The organism is Alkalicoccus halolimnae (assembly GCF_008014775.2).
Taxonomy (GTDB): Bacteria; Bacillota; Bacilli; order Bacillales; family Salisediminibacteriaceae; genus Alkalicoccus; species Alkalicoccus halolimnae.
In genome coordinates, this window is record NZ_CP144914.1 from 2,434,036 (window position 1) to 2,452,604 (window position 18,569).

Below are 18,569 nucleotides of genomic sequence, written 5' to 3' on the forward strand. Positions count from 1 at the left end.
TGTTGTATGTTAAGCTCAAAGTATAAAATAGTGGAAGATAAAATACAAATTTTCATTGAAATCCCAGTAATAATTACTAAACAGGTGCGGAACAATTAAATAAGTTGACCTCTAGTGGAGAATGGAGCTGAATGTTTATAAATGACTAAATCGAAATTTTTTCAAAGAATATTTACAGCATTTCTATCCACAATCGTTTTCGCTGTTCCAGTAGCAGCTTTTAACTATATACCTCCCGCCCAGCAGATGGAAAGTACGGTATATTCATCATTTACAGAGTTATTTTTAATGTATGCTGCCTATTCTCTCGTTATCTTTTTACTGGGAGGCGTACCTTTTTCCATCATTGTAGATAAGATAATAAACAAAAAGGGGTTAAACAGTAAGTATCCTGTATATGTTTTAATCTACACATTAGGAGGGATCGCAATGAACATATGGTTTTTCCTCGCATTATTTAATCCATACGGCGTTGTCTGGGATCACAGCTTAACGCTCTTATTGATGGGCATTGGGGCATCGCTTATCTTTTTACATATGTCATATCTCACGAACAAGATTATTAATTAAGTTTTAAAACTGAGTTCACGGTATTGGTCACAGGTATTCATAGAATTAATACTATCTGTGCCGGGGTGCTGTTTGACTGGACAATGAACAACACCGCATTGATTATTGCTGTTTTTGAGTTGGAAACTTCCTCAGTTTTTATCAATTCTGGAGTTAAACTTACTATATAATTGGGTAATAAAGAGCCAGCTCATAAATCAAAAAAACAACCGCGCTCTATAAAGAGGCGGTTGTTTTTTTGATTTATTGGATTCATTCAAGATGCAGTTCAAGTTTTAATCTTCAATTGTTTTTAATGTAGCTGCCTCACATAGCTTCGAATAAACCGCGAGTAATGAATTAATACAGAGAGAGCTGAAGGAAAGTCTGGCCAAGGAATCTACTATGAAACAAAATGAAGTTCTCTGCTTTTCAGAATCATTATAAGAGCAGCCCGACCTTTGATAAGCGAACTCACTCCCTTATGACTTTTGCTGCCTTAAAACTTTTCCTTAAATTGGAATTTAATTCAAGATAGCGTACCCCTTTTTCTGTGAGACGACAAATTCCAACAAATTCGGATATAACAGCATAAACACCCTGAATATAACCATCGACTTTCAATGTTTTCATAAAATAGAAATGCTCATTATACGTCAAGTCAAGTTCTTGAGGACTGGGAGTATTCCCATGATCAACCTTATTCAAGAATACATATTTCATTTTTTTTCTGTCAGCTTCATACATAAAAAACCCTCCTTTCTTCCCTTCTTTTTCAGCGATGTTGATTGCTTTTATGAAAGCATTTTAGAATAGGATTTATCATATGCTTTCATTTACCCCGTGCCGCAAAAAATATTTAGTAAGATGCAACAGCTTCTTTCAGCAAAAAGTTATAATTAGGCTTCGTAAACTGTTTGTCTTTTTCAAAAAGCGACACTCTGTTTTGCAGATGGATATACGTTTGAAAAAGTTTGGTTGTCTTAAACGCGGCTGATAAACTCTGTTTATAAATTTCTTCCGTGTTGAGGGAGGCAGCGATCGAAAAATAGAGAAGCATTTTAGGACCTGCTTCCATTGTTGGGAAATCTAGAGCTATCAGCATTGCTTCATTCATTTCAGCCATTAAGGGATCTTTATTTTGTAAAGAATAATGGAGCCATTCCTGCGGATATAGATAAAATCCGTAAAAGGGAGCGATGCTGGCCACTTTTTCATCTTGTGAAGCCTGCCAAAGCAAGTCCTGTAAACTGTTTGGAGATCGATTGAGTGAGTGTATCATTTCCTCACATACGGCTGAACGCATAGAATATTTCATATTAACATCCTTTCTTAAATGTAATTGTCTGCCTGGTGTTAACTAGACGTAATATTCAAAAAATTAACATTAGTATTAAACTAAATTTATGTTACTTGTTGTGATTGCTGCTTGAACCGTCTCCAGACAGATAATTTGATAATAACTACATGTCACAAGAAACTATGTGAAGTTATTCACTTAATTGAATTCGAAAATGTTATATTAAAAAGCTTTGACTTCCTTATTTGAAGTGAAAGACAAATGAATGGAATGACTTTTTAAATTGATGAAACTTATGCATATTATTTCTATCTGTAAACATATACTGCTTTTTAAACAACCTATTTTTAAATTTTGATTCTATATTAAGTATGGACTCTTTCAGCCATAAGTCAATCTTTTGAAGAAATCAAAATACTTAAGACCATGTAATTTATAAATATATCCTTTCGCCTAAACAAATAATCTCCTAACTTGATTGATTCAACATTTTTTCCTTTACACTTAGCTCTGTTAAAGTCTGCTGTTGATATATAAGAAAACTTCGCTCCAACCCGGCAGGCTTGCCGTGGAGGAGCTTTCCAGCTTCCTCGGGCTTACGCCCTGCGGGATCTTCCAATCTCCTTCTTCCACAGGCGTCCGCCGGTTTCCGCTTCGTTTTTTTTCCCATACAGAAAGTCTGCTGGTTGAATCAAGAAGATACCAAGGTAAAAACCAGTGCCAAGGCGATTTTTCAAGACGCCTGCGGAAAAAGAAAGCAGGAAGATCCTCCCGGACGCAAAGGAGGGAGAGCTGAGGGCTTTCTCCGCGGCAAGCGAAGAAAAAGGAGCCGCAGGCAATCCAATAACAACACGGAGCTTTAACAGAGCCTTACACTTAAAAATTGGTCTTTCCGACCTTGGTTTTTTCTCATCTTCAGGGTAGAGTCAGGAATATGCGGATTTACAACGCTAAGCTCCTCTCTAGCAGTTCAAGCCTGGTTTTCTTAAGCATTGAAGTAATTCATGATAGGCTGCAACACCAATAGAAATACAAAGATTGTCGCTATTAGTAAACAAGATAAAGAAAAAATTTATAAGACAGCAAACGAGCGATAAAAATTAATGACATAATATGTAATTTCATAAAGAGCCTGGTGTAACTTCTAAGGTAGATCACCTAGTTACCAGGCTCCTTTTAATACTCCTATTGTTATTGTTTTCTAACAGTAGTTCTGGTCCACCCAATTTAGAACGACTCAGGCGACTATGAAGTAGATTTGGAACTGTCAACGGGGAGCTACCTTGCTTTTGCTGGCATTAATCCTGTCGGGATGTCATATGTCATCGAGCCAATTATGATAACCGTCGACGAAGGAGCCGAGACACCTGAAAAGAATTGGGAGTCGCTTGTTAAAAACGAAAGTTCAACAAAAGAATTCCAAGGAAAAACAGTTACGTTTCAACATCCGGAATTGATTGCCGAAAAATCCACCACTTTATTTTTTGATTTACACGAAGATACTCCTCTGCCTTACTTGGGAGCGTTAGGGCATCTGGTTGTGCTGGACGAGCAAGGAACACGCTTTATCCATGTTCATCCAACATCAAATGACCAAACCGTATTTGAGGCTCAGTTCCCATCCCCAGGGTTTTACAAACTATGGGCAGAATTTAAATTTGCAGATACGGGCGTTTTCGTTTTCCCATTTATTGTTGAGGTTGCTAAAAGACGTTAATTTTGGAAAAAGTTAAAAAACAAAAAAGTGAAGAGCTTAATTTAACAGTAGTTGCTAAAGTACTGCACTTATAGTTTGGCTGGAACGCAGTCAATTCTTGGTTGATGATACTGGTGGGATGAAAGTAGCGATTTCACTTTCTTATTAAGTTTCATAGAAAATACACATCTCTATGCGAGAATAAAGGAAGCACAGTTGCAAGAACTTCTTGGAAAGGGAATACTGTTTTAAGACTTGAAGACTCGAAAGTTATTATTCTTCAGTCTCCACAAAATAATTGATGGAAGGAAGCGACAAACAATGAAAAAGGTTCTGTTAGGCTCATTCGCTCTCAGCTTCATCTTAATTGGCTGCAGCGACAATGAAAATACCGGAGGCTCCCCGATGGATAATGGCAACATGGGCCGCATGGGCGGCGACAACCAAGAAGACGGCAATAATGAGAGAGGTATGGGCGGTATGGGCGGCATGATGAACCACGGAAATATCCCCCTCCTCGCAGCCTCTGAAGGAATCAATGAGCTGTCGATTCCTCCTGTATTAGAAAGGCAGCAAGGCCAGGATTTTGATTATGAAGTTACCGCCCAGCAAGGATCGACTGAATTTTTCAAGGGCATTTCGACCGACACCTATGGCTATAACGGCGATTTACTTGGCCCCACACTTAAGCTTGAAAAAGGCGAAAGTGTGGATGTCAAAATCACAAATGATTTGGATGAACCGACCACCTTTCATTGGCACGGCCTGGAAGTTCCCGGTGAAATCGACGGCGGTCCACACGGTGAAATCCAGCCCGGCGACAGCCAGATCATTACATTGGAAGTTGATCAGCCAGCCGCCACGCTTTGGTATCATCCACATGTCCACGGCTCGACCGCTGAACAAGTTTTCGAAGGACTGTCCGGGATGTTGCTCATTGGAGAGGAGTCCGGCTCTGATTCGGAACTTCCCGATGAATATGGCGTTGATGACATCCCGCTCATTTTCCAGGATCGCCTGTTTGATGAAAACAAACAATTGAATTACGACAGACTGATGAACCAGGACGGAACATTAGGCGATATTTCTATCGTCAACGGCACTATAAACCCAAAATTGACCGTCACCAAATCCGTCATGCGCTTTCGTTTGTTGAATGGAGCCAATGCGCGAAATTACACGTTCCAGTTGAGCAATGGCGCGAACTTCACGCAAATCGCTTCTGATGGCGGATTGCTGGATGAACCAGTTGAAACCGACACCCTGACTTTAGCCGCTTCGGAGCGTGCAGAAATTCTCATCGATTTTTCAACGATGACTGAAGAAGAATCTCTTGCCATCATCAATGACGAAGGGACTGCATTGCTCCCGTTTGATCTGGCTCTTGAAGATTCTCCGGCGGACACCGCCAAAATGTGGACATCCGACGAGCCCTTCCTGACCGAACAGGAAACTGCAATGCCAGTATCGAAGGAAATTGAGTTGTTTGGCATGGCGGATATGGTGACGATCAATGGAAAGAAATTCGACATGGAACGCATCGACTTCCGCCAGGAACAAGGCGTTACGGAAGTGTGGGAAGTTTACAACAGACCCGATATGATGGGCGGCATGATTCATCCCTTCCATATTCACGGCACCCAATTCAAAATCATTTCCCGTGATGGTGAAGAAGTGGAACCGAATGAACAGGGCTTAAAAGACAGCGTATTGGTTGAACCCGACGAACGGGTAAAACTGCTTGTCACTTTCCCGGAAAAAGGGGTATTCGTTTTTCACTGCCACATTTTGGAACATGAAGATAATGGCATGATGGGGCAAATTGAAGTTTATTAACGTCTTAACAGGCAGATAGTGCCATTTCGCTATCTGCCTGTTTCTATGTAATGTATATTTTCTCATCATTCTTTTTAAAAGATTCAAATCGTATTACTTCATTTAACGTTTATTTAATGAGTTTAGCTAAATGTTCAGCCAAAAGAATCAGAGCTGATCCAAATCCATTTTCGTTGTTGTACCAAGAAACAATTTTCACGAGCTGTTTATCCCCATTTCCAACGATATCCGTTAAGGTCGCATCATAAATACCTCCTGTTGAAGTGCCAATAACATCTGAGGAAACCAGCAGTTTTCCGAGTATTCAAATGAGGAAGTTGCAGCTTTTTTCATGGTTGTATCCCCTTCTTCAATTGTTACTTTCCTTGCTAAATTGGCGTAAAACTCTAGAATTGTCTCACTTGCATGGGTATTCGCAAAGCTGTTCCATCAACAACGCCTTTTAATTCTGGTAAAATTTTTCCGACGGCTTTCGCTGTCCCCGTAGAAGTATGAATTGCATTTCTCGTTGCTGCCCATCCACGTCTCATATCCACCTTCGAACTATCATGTAATAAAGAGTTTCTGCAAGGATACTTTACAATTGAAAAAGGAGAGTCGATGCGATCAAATCGCACCAACACTCCTTTTCTATTTATGCAGCTTCCGATAACATTAGATTATGTTAAGTGTGAGATATTGAGAATTTTTCACCACTCAACTTCATTAAACTTTTTCTTTACTATTCTGTAGGTTCAACCTCAGTTTCTTCTTTAAATAAAGATATTATTAATAATATTTGTACCATTAAGCTTGCAATTTTCTCGTTATAATTATTTATACCAGATAAACCATGCAATATATTATTTCTTAAATTTAAACCTCTGCTATCATTTAAGGTTGCTTTTAAATACAATATAGTATCTATATTGTATACTTCCAGTAAAATTTCGGAATTAAGTATATCATTTAGAGTGATGACATCGAATCCACCCTTATTTGTATTAGCTTTAATTGTGGCTCCATCGCAATTTCTTATAATATTTCTTAAGGCATTTTCTATTTGAGGTAATAGTACGTGAATTGCAGCAATATACTCATCTTCAAAGTAGAGAATAAGTCCCTTTTTTATAAGTTCAATTTTCCTTTTATCAAATGCTGGAGATAACGTTAAAATGCTTAATAACTTTTCATGATCAAGAGAGTGGAAATAAATAAATTCTTTTATTACTAAGTTTATCAACCCCAAGCGTACTTCAATTAAATCTGCATATGTCTTTATAATATTTCCTTTAAAATCTTCCTCAGCACTCCTAATAGTCGCCGCTCTTCTACCTTCATTTGATAATATAATGGAAGGGAGGGATTGGGTTAACAGTGATTTGAATTCACCAACTTGTTTTTCCACATCTTTGCTTTTAGGTATAAGCATCAAACAAACATTTATCACATCTTGTTCTAGGTCACCTTGAACAATGGCATCCAAGAATTGTTTTAAATCTTCTTTTGGAATTTCAATCTCTTTTTCAAAGCGTATCAATTTTTCATTAATTAGTGGGCCTAACCTTGAAATTTTCACAAGAATTCTTGATGCTTCTTCCCTTAGGCCATATTCTTTATAAAGTTGATATAACTCTTGAAGATTAGCTTCAGTAGAAAAGACATTCTCTCTCGTTTCATGCATTTGGCATGTTTCTTCTAATTTCTCTAAAAACTCGTGTACTTTTTCAATTTCTCTTTTGCTTCCATAATAGGATATTATTCTTATTATGACCGATTTGATTGCGTGAATTACATTTTCTTCGGTCATTAATCGCTCCAGCCTTTTTTCTAAAGAGTAAATAATAGTATCTACTTCTTCTTGACTAAGTTTTAATTTTTTATTGTTAATTAAATTATCAAAACTAAATCCCCAGGTTCCAGGTAATTTATCAACCGCGATATTATCTTCTAGCTCTATCATTATTTTCTTTGCGAGATGTATTCTATTCGAATCCCTTAATGACAGAGCTAAATTTAAAGATCTTTTGCTAACTTTAATCAATTCTGACTTGTTATTAAAACTTAAATTTTTAACTATTTCCAAGTAAGCATCTATTGCTTTTAATCCGTAAGTATATCCATCATAGCCTTTAAAAATCTTTGATATTTCCCATATCAAATCTGAATAGCGTGCTATCAATATACAGTTTGTCGATTCCTCAACTCTCCTCTGCCAATAATCAATTGCATTTTCGTTTATCTTATCTAACTCTGAAGTTTCTTTACTAATAATTCCTACTCCAAAGTAACATCCTAAATTAAAGCCATTTTCCTGTTCATCAAGAAAACTAAAAGCTAATTTTTCATAATTAAATTTCGTATTATCATTTTCATTCACTTGTACTTTTACAAGTTTTCTTTTGATTTCTATCATACTATCGATGTTACTCATTTTTTCGAGTTCTGTAATGACTTTATTCAAATCATCCATGTTAATGGCTCCTTTTATATTAGTGCTGAAATTAAATTCATTAGAGAGAACTCTTAATCTATCAATAAAAAATATAGTTGAAGTACATTATAAAAAAAAGAAACTTTATATAAAGTTTCTTTTGAATATCGTGATGTGACCAGATTGAATCACTTGTACACAGTTTTAAGTCTACATTTATGGCTAATATAGCCGGAAATATTTCTCCTTTTTACTCCTTCTTTTTATATGCTTCTCTAATTTCTTTTTCAAATATCTCTCGCGGAGGTGGAGGTGAGGGTGGATTCGGCTTCTTTTTTCTTTGTTCTCTTTCTTTCTCTTCTTTTTTATCAGACATTTACTTCTCCTCCTTTCGTATTCTTACCAGTTTAATGTATTAGGTATCATTAGTGCAAAAGTTATAAGTAAAAATATTCCAAATATCATCATGAATATATTAGCCCAATGTGAGTAAGCTATTCTTTTATCGTTTTTAATTAGAATATTATCTGCGCTGTCGACGTAGATTTTTTCTAATCCTTTCTCAAATGCCTCTTCTAATGAATCCTCGTGAAAATCATATTTATCTATATCAAGATTTTCGTAATATTCCTCTAATTTCTTATAATAATTTTTTAGATTAGTAGGTCGAGGTAAGTTTTGGATTTTTGTATTATACAAACCAATAAAAATTATTATAATTGATATCAAACTGCATATAGTCGCTATAGAAATTGAAATATAGTAAAAGGATTCATATCCTTTCACTGTATCAAAACTATTGTAAGCATATAAAAGCCCTCCAAATAGAACAATCCAGATACTTATAGACCATTGGACTCTACTAGTTACATAACTTATTCTCTCTACTTCTTTGGCATGCATTTCTTTATACATCTCTAAATGGCTTTTTTTATTCATATTAATCAACTATTTCACTCCACTTCATTTAATATTATAATTTTCTTCTATATATATCTATAAATAATTATATACTATGATAAATTACTTTTATAAAATTCTGATAATTATAGTTTAATTTCCCATGTGTTTAGTACCCGTTCATAAAAGTACACTTTCTCGAACGCACGAGCTTGATAGGATTTTTCGAGAAATCCAGGTTCAAAAAAGTTCAAATTCACTTTTCGAACGTCTGCTTCATTGAGCACACCTTTAAGAACGGATTATACTATAATTCAACAAGGTTTTAAGATGAATAAGGAAAAGAGAATATTTGCATCTATTCGAATGAGCATTGAATTAACGACCGTGATATTTTGGTCGATAGACTCAATGGCGAGGATTTTCAATAGAACATAATAAATTATTAAAATGAATACTGGGAAAAGAACTAGAGTTTAATTGCTCGCACAAATCATCGTGTGAATTCTTCCGTCCGGGATCCCCTCTCCCACTAGCTGACCGAACTTGAGCAGCTTCTTTAGGTAAAAAGAAAGAAGGTTTTCAAGTCGAATATTGACTACAAACCGTAGAATATTCATCCTGCAGAAGTGAAAATTACAAAAAATGACCTCCTTGATTTTCTTCCGATTGACCTCTGAGTAGAAGAGCCCTGTTTACTACTACGATTTCAAAAAAATCAGGTTACATAAGTCCGGCTCCCTTCATAACATTTTCTGTTGTGAAGGCTTTTTTTGCCGATAGCTTCCCTTTCCAACAAACAAAGATAAAAAGAGCAAGTAAGACATGGGTATTTTTTCCTCCTCCTCGCTTTTTTCATTAGAAAAAATGGATAAAAAGTTATAATTTTCTAAATATTGTGGTTTATTTTATTTCGATACGCTAATATTATGGAAGACTACATATTCCAGAAAGGATGATTAATTTGAAGAAATTTATTGTTTCTGCACTTGCAGCTCCCTTGCTGCTTACTACGGTGATGCCAGCTTCTGCCGGAGCAGAACCGCAGTCCAAACCGAACGGACCGTGGATTCAGCCGGAGCAGCAGACGAAACTTGAGCGCTTTATTTCTCCGGAAAAAATGCACGAGCAGCTCGCGCAGATTGAAGACCGTGCCCGCGATGGCCGTATGGAACTCGACGTTGTCGGTCAGTCGGCAAAGTATGACCATCCGATTTATGCAGCAAAGTTCGGGGAAGCCGATACGGACAATCCGAAAGTTTTCCTGCAGACAGCAATCCACGGGGACGAACAAGGGGGGACGGAAGCTGCACTCGATTTGATTCAGACGCTCGCGATGAGCAACAATCAGGATGTAAGAGCGATCCTCGATAATGTGACTGTTTGGATTGTGCCAATGCTCAATCCGGACGGTGCGGAAATTATTGAACGGGAGGAAGGTCAAGCGAAGCAGCGCCGGAATTTCCAGGAATGGACACCAGAGGAATGGGGACTTTCTGAAGACACACCTTCCCCGTGGTACCACGGACGGGACTGGGCCAGTGAAGAGCTCGGTTTTGACGTCAACCGTGATTTCCATCCGGACCTTTCTTTTGAACTTACAGGAGAAGATGCCGGACTTCTTCCAGGGATCGGTTCTGAACCAGGCTTTTACGTAACACCGGAATCTCGGGCTTCCCGTGATGTATTTGCTGAGCTTGAACCGGACTTATTTATTGATCACCACCACCGTTATAGCAACACAGTTTCTGAAGACGATGACCGGCTGAATACGCTGCAGATCCTTGGCCAGGTAGTGGATGAAGATAACGTAGTCAGCCACGACGGCACGGACTATCAGTTGAGCAAAGAATCCCTGGAGCTTTCCAAGCAGGTAAACAGTCACGTTTATCAGGTACTCCAGAAAGGTAACTCTCCATTCGGTGCGGTTTCCCGCTATCCGGACGTTAACCTGCCGGGTACAGCGCTTGGAAGCTATTCTTTAAACGATGCGGCCATTATGCTGTATGAAACACGCGGCCAGCAGCATCCAAACGGTCACACGGGCCAGAAATCCAGCGGCATGCTGATCAAGCAGAGCTATATCGGAATTTATGAAACACTGCTCGGTCTTGCGACGGAAGAAATTTTCGAAATTGATCCGGAATTCTATGATACAGAAATTCCAACAAACAGCCCCCGCATTCAGCGGCCATAATGAAGCAGCGGGAAATAAGAGAGGCTGTCCCATAAGTCGACATGGTCGACGGGACAGCCCTTTTTTTATGATCGGTTTTGCACCTGCGTTTGCTCTAATTCGGTTCGGGTGGATTGTGCCGGTTACTGACAGCTCGAACTTCGGCTCCTGGTCATCGATGGAATGGCCGCCGACTAGAGTGGTGCATGGTTCTTTTACTTTATCAGAAGCACCGTCGAGTACCTCGGCTAAAATGCTTTTATCCAATGTGTTGATCGGAAAAGCAACGATGTTCATGACAGTCAGCCGCTCTGGCGGACAATATGATCCTATACCTCTATTTTTCGTCCTTACCATTCCAGGTTTTCTTTAAGTCTTTATTGCATTTCCGAAGCTTCTGATTCTTTTCCTGCTTCATTAACCGAGGTAACATAATGACGCACCTCGCCTACATTCTCGGAAGAATAAGCTTTGCGTTCATACGTGGCGACACTGTCTACCTGTATAAATTCTCCATTTTCCTGCTCTTCATAGACACGGTAGCCGACGACATCTTCGTCACTCACCGCATGCCATGAAAACGAGGATCCGTTTACGGCTGTATTTTCCGGTGCTTCAGGGAGAGAAAGTTCTTCCGCCTCCGAGGCTTCTTCTTCGACCAGTTCGCTGTAGACGACCAGCCTGTCATCATGTGTTCCAAATTCTTGGTTAAACGTCCCTGTACACGTAATGACGTTTAAATGTCTGCCTTCGCTAGCTCCGAAAATATCTTCGATCGGAGCTTCTTTTCGATCGTATTTTGCTACTTTCGTCACTTCAAAAGTTAATATTTCCCCTTTATCATCGGTCACCTGCATAAGGTCTCCTGCTTCCATTTGATCTAATTCGTAAAACACCGCTGGTCCGGTACGGCTGTCCACGTGACCTGCCAATACGGCATTTCCTTGTTCTCCCGGCTTCACTCCTGGCTCAAACCAACCAATGCCTTCGGCAGAATCAGGAACTTCCATTTGGCCATTATCCAGGATACCGACTTCTTCCACCGGCCCCTCTACATCGATAGAAGGAATGGTTAACGTTTCCGGAAGATGACGAGGAATTTCTTCTCTGGCAGGTTCAGTCAGGGAAGCTGTTTCCATCGCACGGGCCTCCTCAAAGGATTGAAATTCATGCATTTCCGCAAACTCACCGGTTTCCTTTTCTTGTTCCTCACTGCGAATATCTGCCTCCATTTCATCGTCTCTTTCGGACAACACCGCGGTTTCTGTTGGAGAAGAAAAGAAAGCGGAAGTGGTGACAAATCCTAAAACAACCACCGTGGCAATCAGAAGAGGGGATAAAATTAAATAGAGAAATTTCTTGATCATAGGCTCCACTCCTTCTTCAGATAGTCACGAAGAAGCAGCGTTTCTTCGTGACTATCTGAATATAAAAAAGGGAAAAGAGAAAAATTCCCCTTTTCCCGTGATCGTTTCTTATCCTTGCGCATTTATCCTTTTACGTCCGTAAAGGAATGCTCCGGCTGCTGCTACAAAGGCTGTTGTCATTGCCCAAAGCAGCGTTGTATTAGAGGCTGTTCCTCCGAGTCCTGTTGCTGGCATTTCCTCTGGCATGCTCTCTCCAGCAAACTGTTCCGGCATTTGGGAAACAAAGGCGTTACTCAATACTTCTCCAAGTACAAACATATGGTGGAAACCATGACGGAATTCTTCACTCCATGTTTGCTCGAAGTTTCCTGCTACATACGCATCAAACGTATTTGTTACATCGGCTACGTGAGCAGAAATCGCTTCTTCGCCAGCTTCCTGTGGAATGCCGCCTTCAGTAGCCTCATCGAGGAAAGCGGAGAATTCCACGACATAATCTGCAAGATTTTCGTCCGCTTCTTCCCGCGCTTCTTCGTCGCCTTCAACAGCGGCCGCGGTCATGTCACCAAAAAAGTTAATGTGACTCTGCCAGATCGGCTCAAACGCCTCTGCGCCTTCTTCTCCGTATAGAGAATCGATCGCTGCCGTTAGATCTGCTGTATTTTCATCCAGTGCCCACTGTGCTTCATCAAAGTCATCTGCTCCATCAAAGCCTTTCTGCATGCCAAAGACTGCAAGGAAAAAGTGCTCCGAAAGTAAATGATTTAAATCGGACCGCAGATCTGCAGCGGGAGTAGAAACTTCTGTGTTATCGAATTCTTCTGGCATTTGTTCAACAATGGCGCCGCCTAAAGTAACGCCGATGTCAAACATGTGATGGAACCCGCCCCGGAAGTTCTCATATGTTTCCTGAAACTCTCCGTCTGCATAAGCATCGAATGTGTCCGTAACATCCGCTACATGGGCTGTAATCGCTTCTTCTCCAGCTTCCTGAGGTAAATTTCCTTCGGTTGCACTATCGAGGAAAGAAGAAAATTCCTGTACATAATTTTCAAGGTTTGTTTCTGCTTCCGTCCGCGCTTCCTCGTCGCCTTCTACCTCGGCCACTACCATGTCACCGAAGAAATTGATATGACTCTGCCAGATACGTTCAAATTCTTCTGCGCCCTCCGCACCATAAATCGAATCAATCGCAGCTGTAAGTTCTGCGGTGTTTTGATCCAGGGCGGCACCTGCCTGCGCTGCATCATCTGCCCCGTCATGGGCCTTTTGCATAAATGCGACGGTCAATGCGAAGTGCTCGGAAAACAACTGATCCAAATCTGCTCGGAAGTCCGCTGCGGGAGACGTGACCGACGCTTCTCCGTGGCCCTCCGCATGCTCCCCATGATCTGCTGCCATAGCGGCAGATGGTGCCATGACCAGAAGGGCACAAGATGATAAGACGGCTTTTTTCATTTTACTCATTCTTCATTCTCCTCTCTGTGTGATAAATTTGATGAAACATTTCTTTCTTACCCTGATAAACGTAAAGAAAAGGAAAACGGATCACTTTTAATGCGAATTTCTTAAAAAAATAGAAGGCATCAATATTTTTACCTTTCTTATTCTTCTCACTTTAGATGAAACTCACAAAAAGGTTCCTTTTGACAAGTCAAAAGTTCTACCAAAAAGAATGAAATACTGAGATGTGACGCTTCATTTATACAACAAAGATAAGGAAAGTATGATGAAAAAGCAGACATTGTCTTGTGATTTATCGATTATTTCTCCTGATGATATCGGTCGTCTATACATGAAAATTTCCGTTTGTATATCATCGAGATTAAAAGCACCGTCACCTTTTATAAATCGTCTACCACTGAAATGAGAGAGGACTTATGAAATACTCTATTTCTTCAAAGGTGGAAAGAAAAGAAGAAGCTCTTTCTTTTGATAGAATGCTAACTATGAGGGGACATGAAGCTACCTACGGATTGGAATAAAGGGAATCTTCCCTCTACTTAAGATAGAATTAATAGAAATTAATACGTCTACACAAGCAATCAGAAGAGAAGAGGTTTTCATACTTTTAGCCCCTCAATCAAAAGAAAACGATACAGAATTTGGCATCGCTTTGATATTATGTAAAGAAATATATGTCCACGTTTTAGAACCTAACTACAAAGAGAACTGGGAAGATGTTCCCTGCCGCCATGGTCCTTTTATGAAAATATGTACAGAAACGATCGTGCATTTGCTTGATTGTATTCAAAGAGCTTATCAAACCTCTTTGCCTGACGAAGAGCAGGAGCTCCACACACACAAATAAAAAAGAAAGCCCCCACAAGTAAGGAACTTTCTTTTCGTGTAATTTACGCTGTTGCTTTGTTACGACGACCCATCATGACGACTCCACCAGCTAAGGCAGCGAATAGTCCAATCATTGTATAGAGAGGACCGTTGGAGGCTGTGTCTGCCATTTCATCGCCTTCCACATCGTCCGCCATTTCCAGCTGTCCACGAATTTCCCCGTCTGGAAACTCTTCTGTGTGAAGGTTCACGTAGATGTTACCCTCTACAAGCGTCTCAGAAAACTCTTCCCAGCTCAAATCGCCTACTAAATCGTCTTCTGTTAATGTCCCTGTAGCCACTTCTCCATCGTAATCCATCGCTTCGTCATTTTCAAAAAGGAAGAGCTCGACGGGACCATCTTCTCCGCGTGGGCCACTATGGAAGTGACCGGCAAGTGTATCATTTAAATCATGAGCCTCCACAGTGAAATCCAGAGACTCTCCATCGTCACTTACCTCCACATGCGCTTCTCCTGTCGCATCACTATCTACGTCCATGACTTCCTCTTCCGGGACCAGATCAGCCATAAATTCCTGTCCTTCGTGTGCTGCGGACGCCGATCCGGCAAATCCTGCAAACGCTACCACTGATGCGGTCGATACTGCAAATACTTTTTTCATTTTACTCGTTCTCCTCTCTGTGTGATAAATTTGAAAAAGAATTTTAGTTAAAAATTCCTTTCCTGTCCTGGTAAACGTAAAGAAAAGGAAAATGGATCACTTTTAATGTGAATTTTTTATGAAAAATAAAAGAAATCAACATCTTCATCTTTTTTTCTTCTCACTTTAGTAGAAACACGCAAAAATTTTTTTGTAACTGCCCCATCTCAGAAAAAATAAATTCAGAAAAGATCGCGCATTTGCTTGATTGTATTCAAAGAGCTTATCAAACCTCTTTGCCTGACGAAGAGCAGGAGCTCCACACACACAAATAAAAAAGAAAGCCCCCACAAGTAAGGAACTTTCTTTTCGTGTAATTTACGCTGTTGCTTTGTTACGACGACCCATCATGACGACTCCACCAGCTAAGGCAGCGAATAGTCCAATCATTGTATAGAGAGGACCGTTGGAGGCTGTGTCTGCCATTTCATCGCCTTCCACATCGTCCGCCATTTCCAGCTGTCCACGAATTTCCCCGTCTGGAAACTCTTCTGTGTGAAGGTTCACGTAGATGTTACCCTCTACAAGCGTCTCAGAAAACTCTTCCCAGCTCAAATCGCCTACTAAATCGTCTTCTGTTAATGTCCCTGTAGCCACTTCTCCGTCGTAATCCATCGCTTCGTCATTTTCAAAAAGGAAGAGCTCGACGGGACCATCTTCTCCGCGTGGGCCACTATGGAAGTGACCGGCGAGCGTATCATTCAAATCATGAGCTTCGACAGTGAAATCCAGAGACTCTCCATCATCACTTACTTCCACGTGTGCGTGTCCGGTCGCATCACTATCTACGTCCATGACTTCCTCATCCGGGACCAGATCAGCCATAAATTCCTGTCCTTCGTGTGCTGCGGATGCCGAGCCGGCAAATCCTGCAAACGCGACCATTGATGCGGTCGATACTGCCAATACTTTTTTCATATCATCACTCCTTTTTCAAAGTTCGCTTTGCAGCGACAGGTACTCTTTACCCAAATTTTCAAAATAATATGTTTTTTTATGTAAAAACACAGGTTTCTTCATATAAATAACTTTATTTCCCTTTTATCCCAAAAATTAAATGATGTGATTTTTATAAAGATTTTAATAGGAAAATTTAGTTAGTAGAAGAGTGATCTTTTTTGCGGTCAACTCCGTAGTATAGGGTAAGGAATCTTTCAGAAAAGGAGGAAGACCATGATGGATAAATCTATGGAATGGGCGCTATTAATTGGACGGTTTGTGTTAGGGAGCATCATGACAGGTCACGGGTTAGCCAAAGTATTTTCTCTGACACGTGTGCTGGAAACCTTTGAACAATTGGGGATTCCCCCACTGGCGACCTTAGGGATGATCGGAATTGAAGTCATTGGCGGCATCGCTCTTTTGTTAGGAATAGGCGTTCGTCTCGCTTCTTTTTTTCTCAGTACGGTCATGCTTGGTGCCGTTTTGTTTGATTGGTCTCTTGGACTCCTTGCCGGGTACGAATTTCCACTGGCGCTGTTTGGTCTATCCTTGTTTTATACGTTAGTTCCCTGCCAATTAGGTATTTTAAAACTGCCTTTTCCATATGAAACCTATCGAATTTTCAAACGCCTGTTCTCGAAAAAAAGCACCCGTGGGACTTTGCAGAACCTTAATGAAAGAAGGAGATCCTCATGAATGTTTCCAGAGTCTGGGCCTTTTTTATTCTTCGAATGATAGCAGGAGCCATCTTTCTAACTCACGGGATAGATAAATGGTTTCGTATGGATTACAACACAGCGATGTTTGAGAATTACGGATTGACTAGAGAACTCATGTTAAGTGTCGGTGCTTTAGAAATACTAGCCGGCTTCTCGTTTCTGAAAGGGATGGCCATAAAAATAGCTGCGGTTGTATTAACCCTGATCATGGCGGGAGCTATTGTCATCGCCCGCTTTTCGTTTGGGTTGATAGGAGGGTATGATTTACCTTTAGCGATGTTTGCCATCTGCCTTTTGTTCGTCTTTACGAACAAAAGGAACCATTCGTTTTCCCTCATCCTTTCTTCCACTCGTTCTTTCTACCAAAATATCTTCCATAAAGTTCGAAAAACGAATGGGTGAAAAGAGATTGCCAGGAAACAAAAACGGGAACGGTCGGCATAGTAAGAAATAGAAGGAGGTAAAATAGTGGTAAATAAACTTGCGTACGCTTTGATTTTAGTCGGCATTTTATTTGGTGGATGGAACGGGTATGTGTGGGCGACCGAAAGTTCTTCCGGCCAGGAGCAATTAGAAGAAAATGATATTGCCCCTTCCGAAGTAATCTCGACCACGGAAAAAGCTGATTCGATGCAGGGAGAGAGACTTCCCGATGAAAAGAGCAGCGATCAAAAAGATGATCCTTCTTCCTCCTCGCTGTCTCGTGCCGAGGAAACCGAAGAGGAAACAGCACCACGCGAGGACTATGATTATGAGAAGGGCGACGACGTCGGATGGCTGCTTATTCCTTCCCTCGATATGAAATACCCGGTGTATTGGGGTACTGATGATGAGACCCTGACACAAGGGGTTGGATATCATGAAGGAGACTTTACAACCCCTCCTGATGGATTGGGACACACGGTCCTTTCCGGTCACCGGGATACCGTCTTCCGGGAGCTTGGAGATGTCGAAGAAGGCGCGGCGATTTTCGTCCAATTTGAAGGGGTGCAGTACGAATATGAACTGGAAAAAACATGGATCACGGATGCGGATGACCGCACCGTCATCGTGGATAAAGAAGAGCCGACATTAACGCTGACCACGTGCTATCCGTTTAATTTTATCGGTGCCGCCCCTGATCGTTATATCATGGAAGCTTCTCTCGTAGATACAGTAGACATGGAATAATGTCTTTTGATATGAACGGTTTTAAGAGGTTAGAAGATAGTTGTACAAAAGAGGCGAGATTATTCCATATCGGAGGAGTGATACCGCCTCTTTTTTTGGCCTCCCCTATCGCATGCTCTTTCTTCTACAAAAATTTTTAAATTCGTTTGAGATAAACAGGGGAAACAGCCATTCCTCCGTGTCCCTCGATACAAAGCCGACCCCGATAGTTGAGTGTTTCCTACCCGGATCTATGTGTTTTAACACCCTGTTTTTCGCTTCCATTTTATATCATCCTCTGGAAAGCCCCTTGCATTTCCTCTTGGTGCCCCCTCTCTCCGTAAACATCTTTTATAGATTCCCACATCCAAATTAGGAAGCTAATGCTCAATGTATTCCTTTGTTTTTTACTTGTTTACGTTTTTTCATCCAGATAGGCCTCGCAATTTACAGCCAATCCTTTCAGGGTCTTAAGCAAACAAACCGTCATCTTCTTTTTCAATTATCCCGGAGCACTTATAAAAAGCCA

The 18,569-nt window shown here is 40.5% G+C and carries 17 protein-coding genes and 1 pseudogene; 7 read left to right on the forward strand and 11 right to left on the reverse strand.

Going from position 1 to position 18,569, the window contains the following annotated elements:
- Nucleotides 1–141 precede the first annotated feature (141 nt).
- Nucleotides 142–570, forward strand: a complete 429-nt coding sequence (locus FTX54_RS11170; RefSeq protein WP_147804736.1) for a hypothetical protein — start codon at nt 142–144, stop codon at nt 568–570.
- Between the two features lie 453 nt (nt 571–1,023).
- On the opposite strand, the gene FTX54_RS11175 is transcribed toward FTX54_RS11170, so the two are convergent.
- Nucleotides 1,024–1,296 (reverse strand): YjcQ family protein, encoded by a 273-nt coding sequence (locus FTX54_RS11175; protein WP_147804737.1) that lies wholly within the window; start codon nt 1,294–1,296, stop codon nt 1,024–1,026.
- A 112-nt stretch (nt 1,297–1,408) separates the two neighbouring features.
- Nucleotides 1,409–1,867 carry a hypothetical protein gene (locus FTX54_RS11180; RefSeq protein WP_147804738.1) on the reverse strand — a complete coding sequence of 153 codons (459 nt, stop codon included), beginning with the start codon at nt 1,865–1,867 and terminating at the stop codon, nt 1,409–1,411.
- A 1,240-nt stretch (nt 1,868–3,107) separates the two neighbouring features.
- On the opposite strand from FTX54_RS11180, the gene FTX54_RS11185 reads away from it, so the two are divergent.
- The gene (locus FTX54_RS11185) at nt 3,108–3,566 is read left to right on the forward strand and encodes a hypothetical protein (protein WP_147804739.1); all 459 of its coding nucleotides are present in this window, start codon (nt 3,108–3,110) and stop codon (nt 3,564–3,566) included.
- A 300-nt stretch (nt 3,567–3,866) separates the two neighbouring features.
- Nucleotides 3,867–5,381: a multicopper oxidase family protein gene (locus FTX54_RS11190; RefSeq protein ID WP_147804740.1), complete on the forward strand. Its 1,515-nt coding sequence runs from the start codon at nt 3,867–3,869 to the stop codon at nt 5,379–5,381.
- 386 nt (nt 5,382–5,767) lie between these two features.
- Here the strand turns inward: FTX54_RS11190 and FTX54_RS16825 are convergent, their stop codons facing one another.
- The 4 genes from FTX54_RS16825 to FTX54_RS11205 form a co-directional block, all read right to left on the reverse strand.
- Entirely contained in the window at nt 5,768–6,004 is a 237-nt protein-coding gene (locus FTX54_RS16825) for a hypothetical protein (protein WP_422387403.1), read from the reverse strand.
- 98 nt (nt 6,005–6,102) lie between these two features.
- A complete protein-coding gene (locus FTX54_RS11195) occupies nt 6,103–7,833 on the reverse strand; it encodes a DUF4209 domain-containing protein (RefSeq protein ID WP_147804742.1) in 1,731 nt (576 codons plus the stop codon).
- Nucleotides 7,834–8,044: 211 nt separating this feature from the next.
- The gene (locus tag FTX54_RS11200; protein ID WP_281285261.1) at nt 8,045–8,170 is read right to left on the reverse strand and encodes a hypothetical protein; all 126 of its coding nucleotides are present in this window, start codon (nt 8,168–8,170) and stop codon (nt 8,045–8,047) included.
- 23 nt (nt 8,171–8,193) lie between these two features.
- Nucleotides 8,194–8,742, reverse strand: coding sequence for a hypothetical protein (locus FTX54_RS11205; protein WP_147804743.1), 549 nt, complete (start codon nt 8,740–8,742; stop codon nt 8,194–8,196).
- Nucleotides 8,743–9,658: 916 nt separating this feature from the next.
- On the opposite strand from FTX54_RS11205, the gene FTX54_RS11210 reads away from it, so the two are divergent.
- Nucleotides 9,659–10,891, forward strand: a complete 1,233-nt coding sequence (locus FTX54_RS11210) for a M14 family zinc carboxypeptidase (protein WP_187254637.1) — start codon at nt 9,659–9,661, stop codon at nt 10,889–10,891.
- A gap of 72 nt (nt 10,892–10,963) precedes the next feature.
- Here the strand turns inward: FTX54_RS11210 and FTX54_RS11215 are convergent.
- The 5 genes and pseudogenes from FTX54_RS11215 to FTX54_RS11235 all read right to left on the reverse strand — a co-directional run.
- Nucleotides 10,964–11,176 (reverse strand): annotated as a pseudogene (locus FTX54_RS11215) (AIR synthase related protein); the annotation flags it as partial.
- Nucleotides 11,177–11,247: 71 nt separating this feature from the next.
- A complete protein-coding gene (locus tag FTX54_RS11220) occupies nt 11,248–12,237 on the reverse strand; it encodes a class F sortase (RefSeq protein WP_147804745.1) in 990 nt (329 codons plus the stop codon).
- A gap of 108 nt (nt 12,238–12,345) precedes the next feature.
- Nucleotides 12,346–13,704 carry a copper amine oxidase gene (locus FTX54_RS11225; RefSeq protein ID WP_147804746.1) on the reverse strand — a complete coding sequence of 453 codons (1,359 nt, stop codon included), beginning with the start codon at nt 13,702–13,704 and terminating at the stop codon, nt 12,346–12,348.
- Between the two features lie 887 nt (nt 13,705–14,591).
- Entirely contained in the window at nt 14,592–15,191 is a 600-nt protein-coding gene (locus tag FTX54_RS11230; protein ID WP_338484605.1) for a CHRD domain-containing protein, read from the reverse strand.
- A gap of 357 nt (nt 15,192–15,548) precedes the next feature.
- Nucleotides 15,549–16,148, reverse strand: a complete 600-nt coding sequence (locus FTX54_RS11235; protein ID WP_338484607.1) for a CHRD domain-containing protein — start codon at nt 16,146–16,148, stop codon at nt 15,549–15,551.
- Nucleotides 16,149–16,403: 255 nt separating this feature from the next.
- On the opposite strand from FTX54_RS11235, the gene FTX54_RS11240 reads away from it, so the two are divergent.
- From FTX54_RS11240 to FTX54_RS11250, 3 genes are all read left to right on the forward strand, one after another.
- A complete protein-coding gene (locus tag FTX54_RS11240; RefSeq protein ID WP_147805335.1) occupies nt 16,404–16,868 on the forward strand; it encodes a DoxX family protein in 465 nt (154 codons plus the stop codon).
- Complete coding sequence (locus FTX54_RS11245) at nt 16,865–17,293, forward strand: DoxX family protein (protein ID WP_147805336.1); 429 nt, start codon at nt 16,865–16,867, stop codon at nt 17,291–17,293. The genes FTX54_RS11240 and FTX54_RS11245 overlap by 4 nt, the downstream gene beginning before the upstream one ends.
- Before the next feature lie 66 nt (nt 17,294–17,359).
- Nucleotides 17,360–18,061: a class D sortase gene (locus FTX54_RS11250; protein WP_147805337.1), complete on the forward strand. Its 702-nt coding sequence runs from the start codon at nt 17,360–17,362 to the stop codon at nt 18,059–18,061.
- Nucleotides 18,062–18,569: the final 508 nt, after the last annotated feature.

Bases quoted from the DNA above. Each gene is read 5' to 3' on its own strand.
- FTX54_RS11170 (WP_147804736.1), top strand. From the start codon at position 142: ATGACTAAATCGAAATTTTTTCAAAGAATATTTACAGCATTTCTATCC.
- FTX54_RS11175 (WP_147804737.1), bottom strand. From the start codon at position 1,296: ATGTATGAAGCTGACAGAAAAAAAATGAAATATGTATTCTTGAATAAG.
- FTX54_RS11180 (WP_147804738.1), bottom strand. From the start codon at position 1,867: ATGAAATATTCTATGCGTTCAGCCGTATGTGAGGAAATGATACACTCA.
- FTX54_RS11190 (WP_147804740.1), top strand. From the start codon at position 3,867: ATGAAAAAGGTTCTGTTAGGCTCATTCGCTCTCAGCTTCATCTTAATT.
- FTX54_RS11195 (WP_147804742.1), bottom strand. From the start codon at position 7,833: ATGGATGATTTGAATAAAGTCATTACAGAACTCGAAAAAATGAGTAAC.
- FTX54_RS11200 (WP_281285261.1), bottom strand. From the start codon at position 8,170: ATGTCTGATAAAAAAGAAGAGAAAGAAAGAGAACAAAGAAAAAAGAAG.
- FTX54_RS11220 (WP_147804745.1), bottom strand. From the start codon at position 12,237: ATGATCAAGAAATTTCTCTATTTAATTTTATCCCCTCTTCTGATTGCC.
- FTX54_RS11225 (WP_147804746.1), bottom strand. From the start codon at position 13,704: ATGAGTAAAATGAAAAAAGCCGTCTTATCATCTTGTGCCCTTCTGGTC.
- FTX54_RS11230 (WP_338484605.1), bottom strand. From the start codon at position 15,191: ATGAAAAAAGTATTTGCAGTATCGACCGCATCAGTGGTAGCGTTTGCA.
- FTX54_RS11235 (WP_338484607.1), bottom strand. From the start codon at position 16,148: ATGAAAAAAGTATTGGCAGTATCGACCGCATCAATGGTCGCGTTTGCA.
- FTX54_RS11240 (WP_147805335.1), top strand. From the start codon at position 16,404: ATGATGGATAAATCTATGGAATGGGCGCTATTAATTGGACGGTTTGTG.
- FTX54_RS11245 (WP_147805336.1), top strand. From the start codon at position 16,865: ATGAATGTTTCCAGAGTCTGGGCCTTTTTTATTCTTCGAATGATAGCA.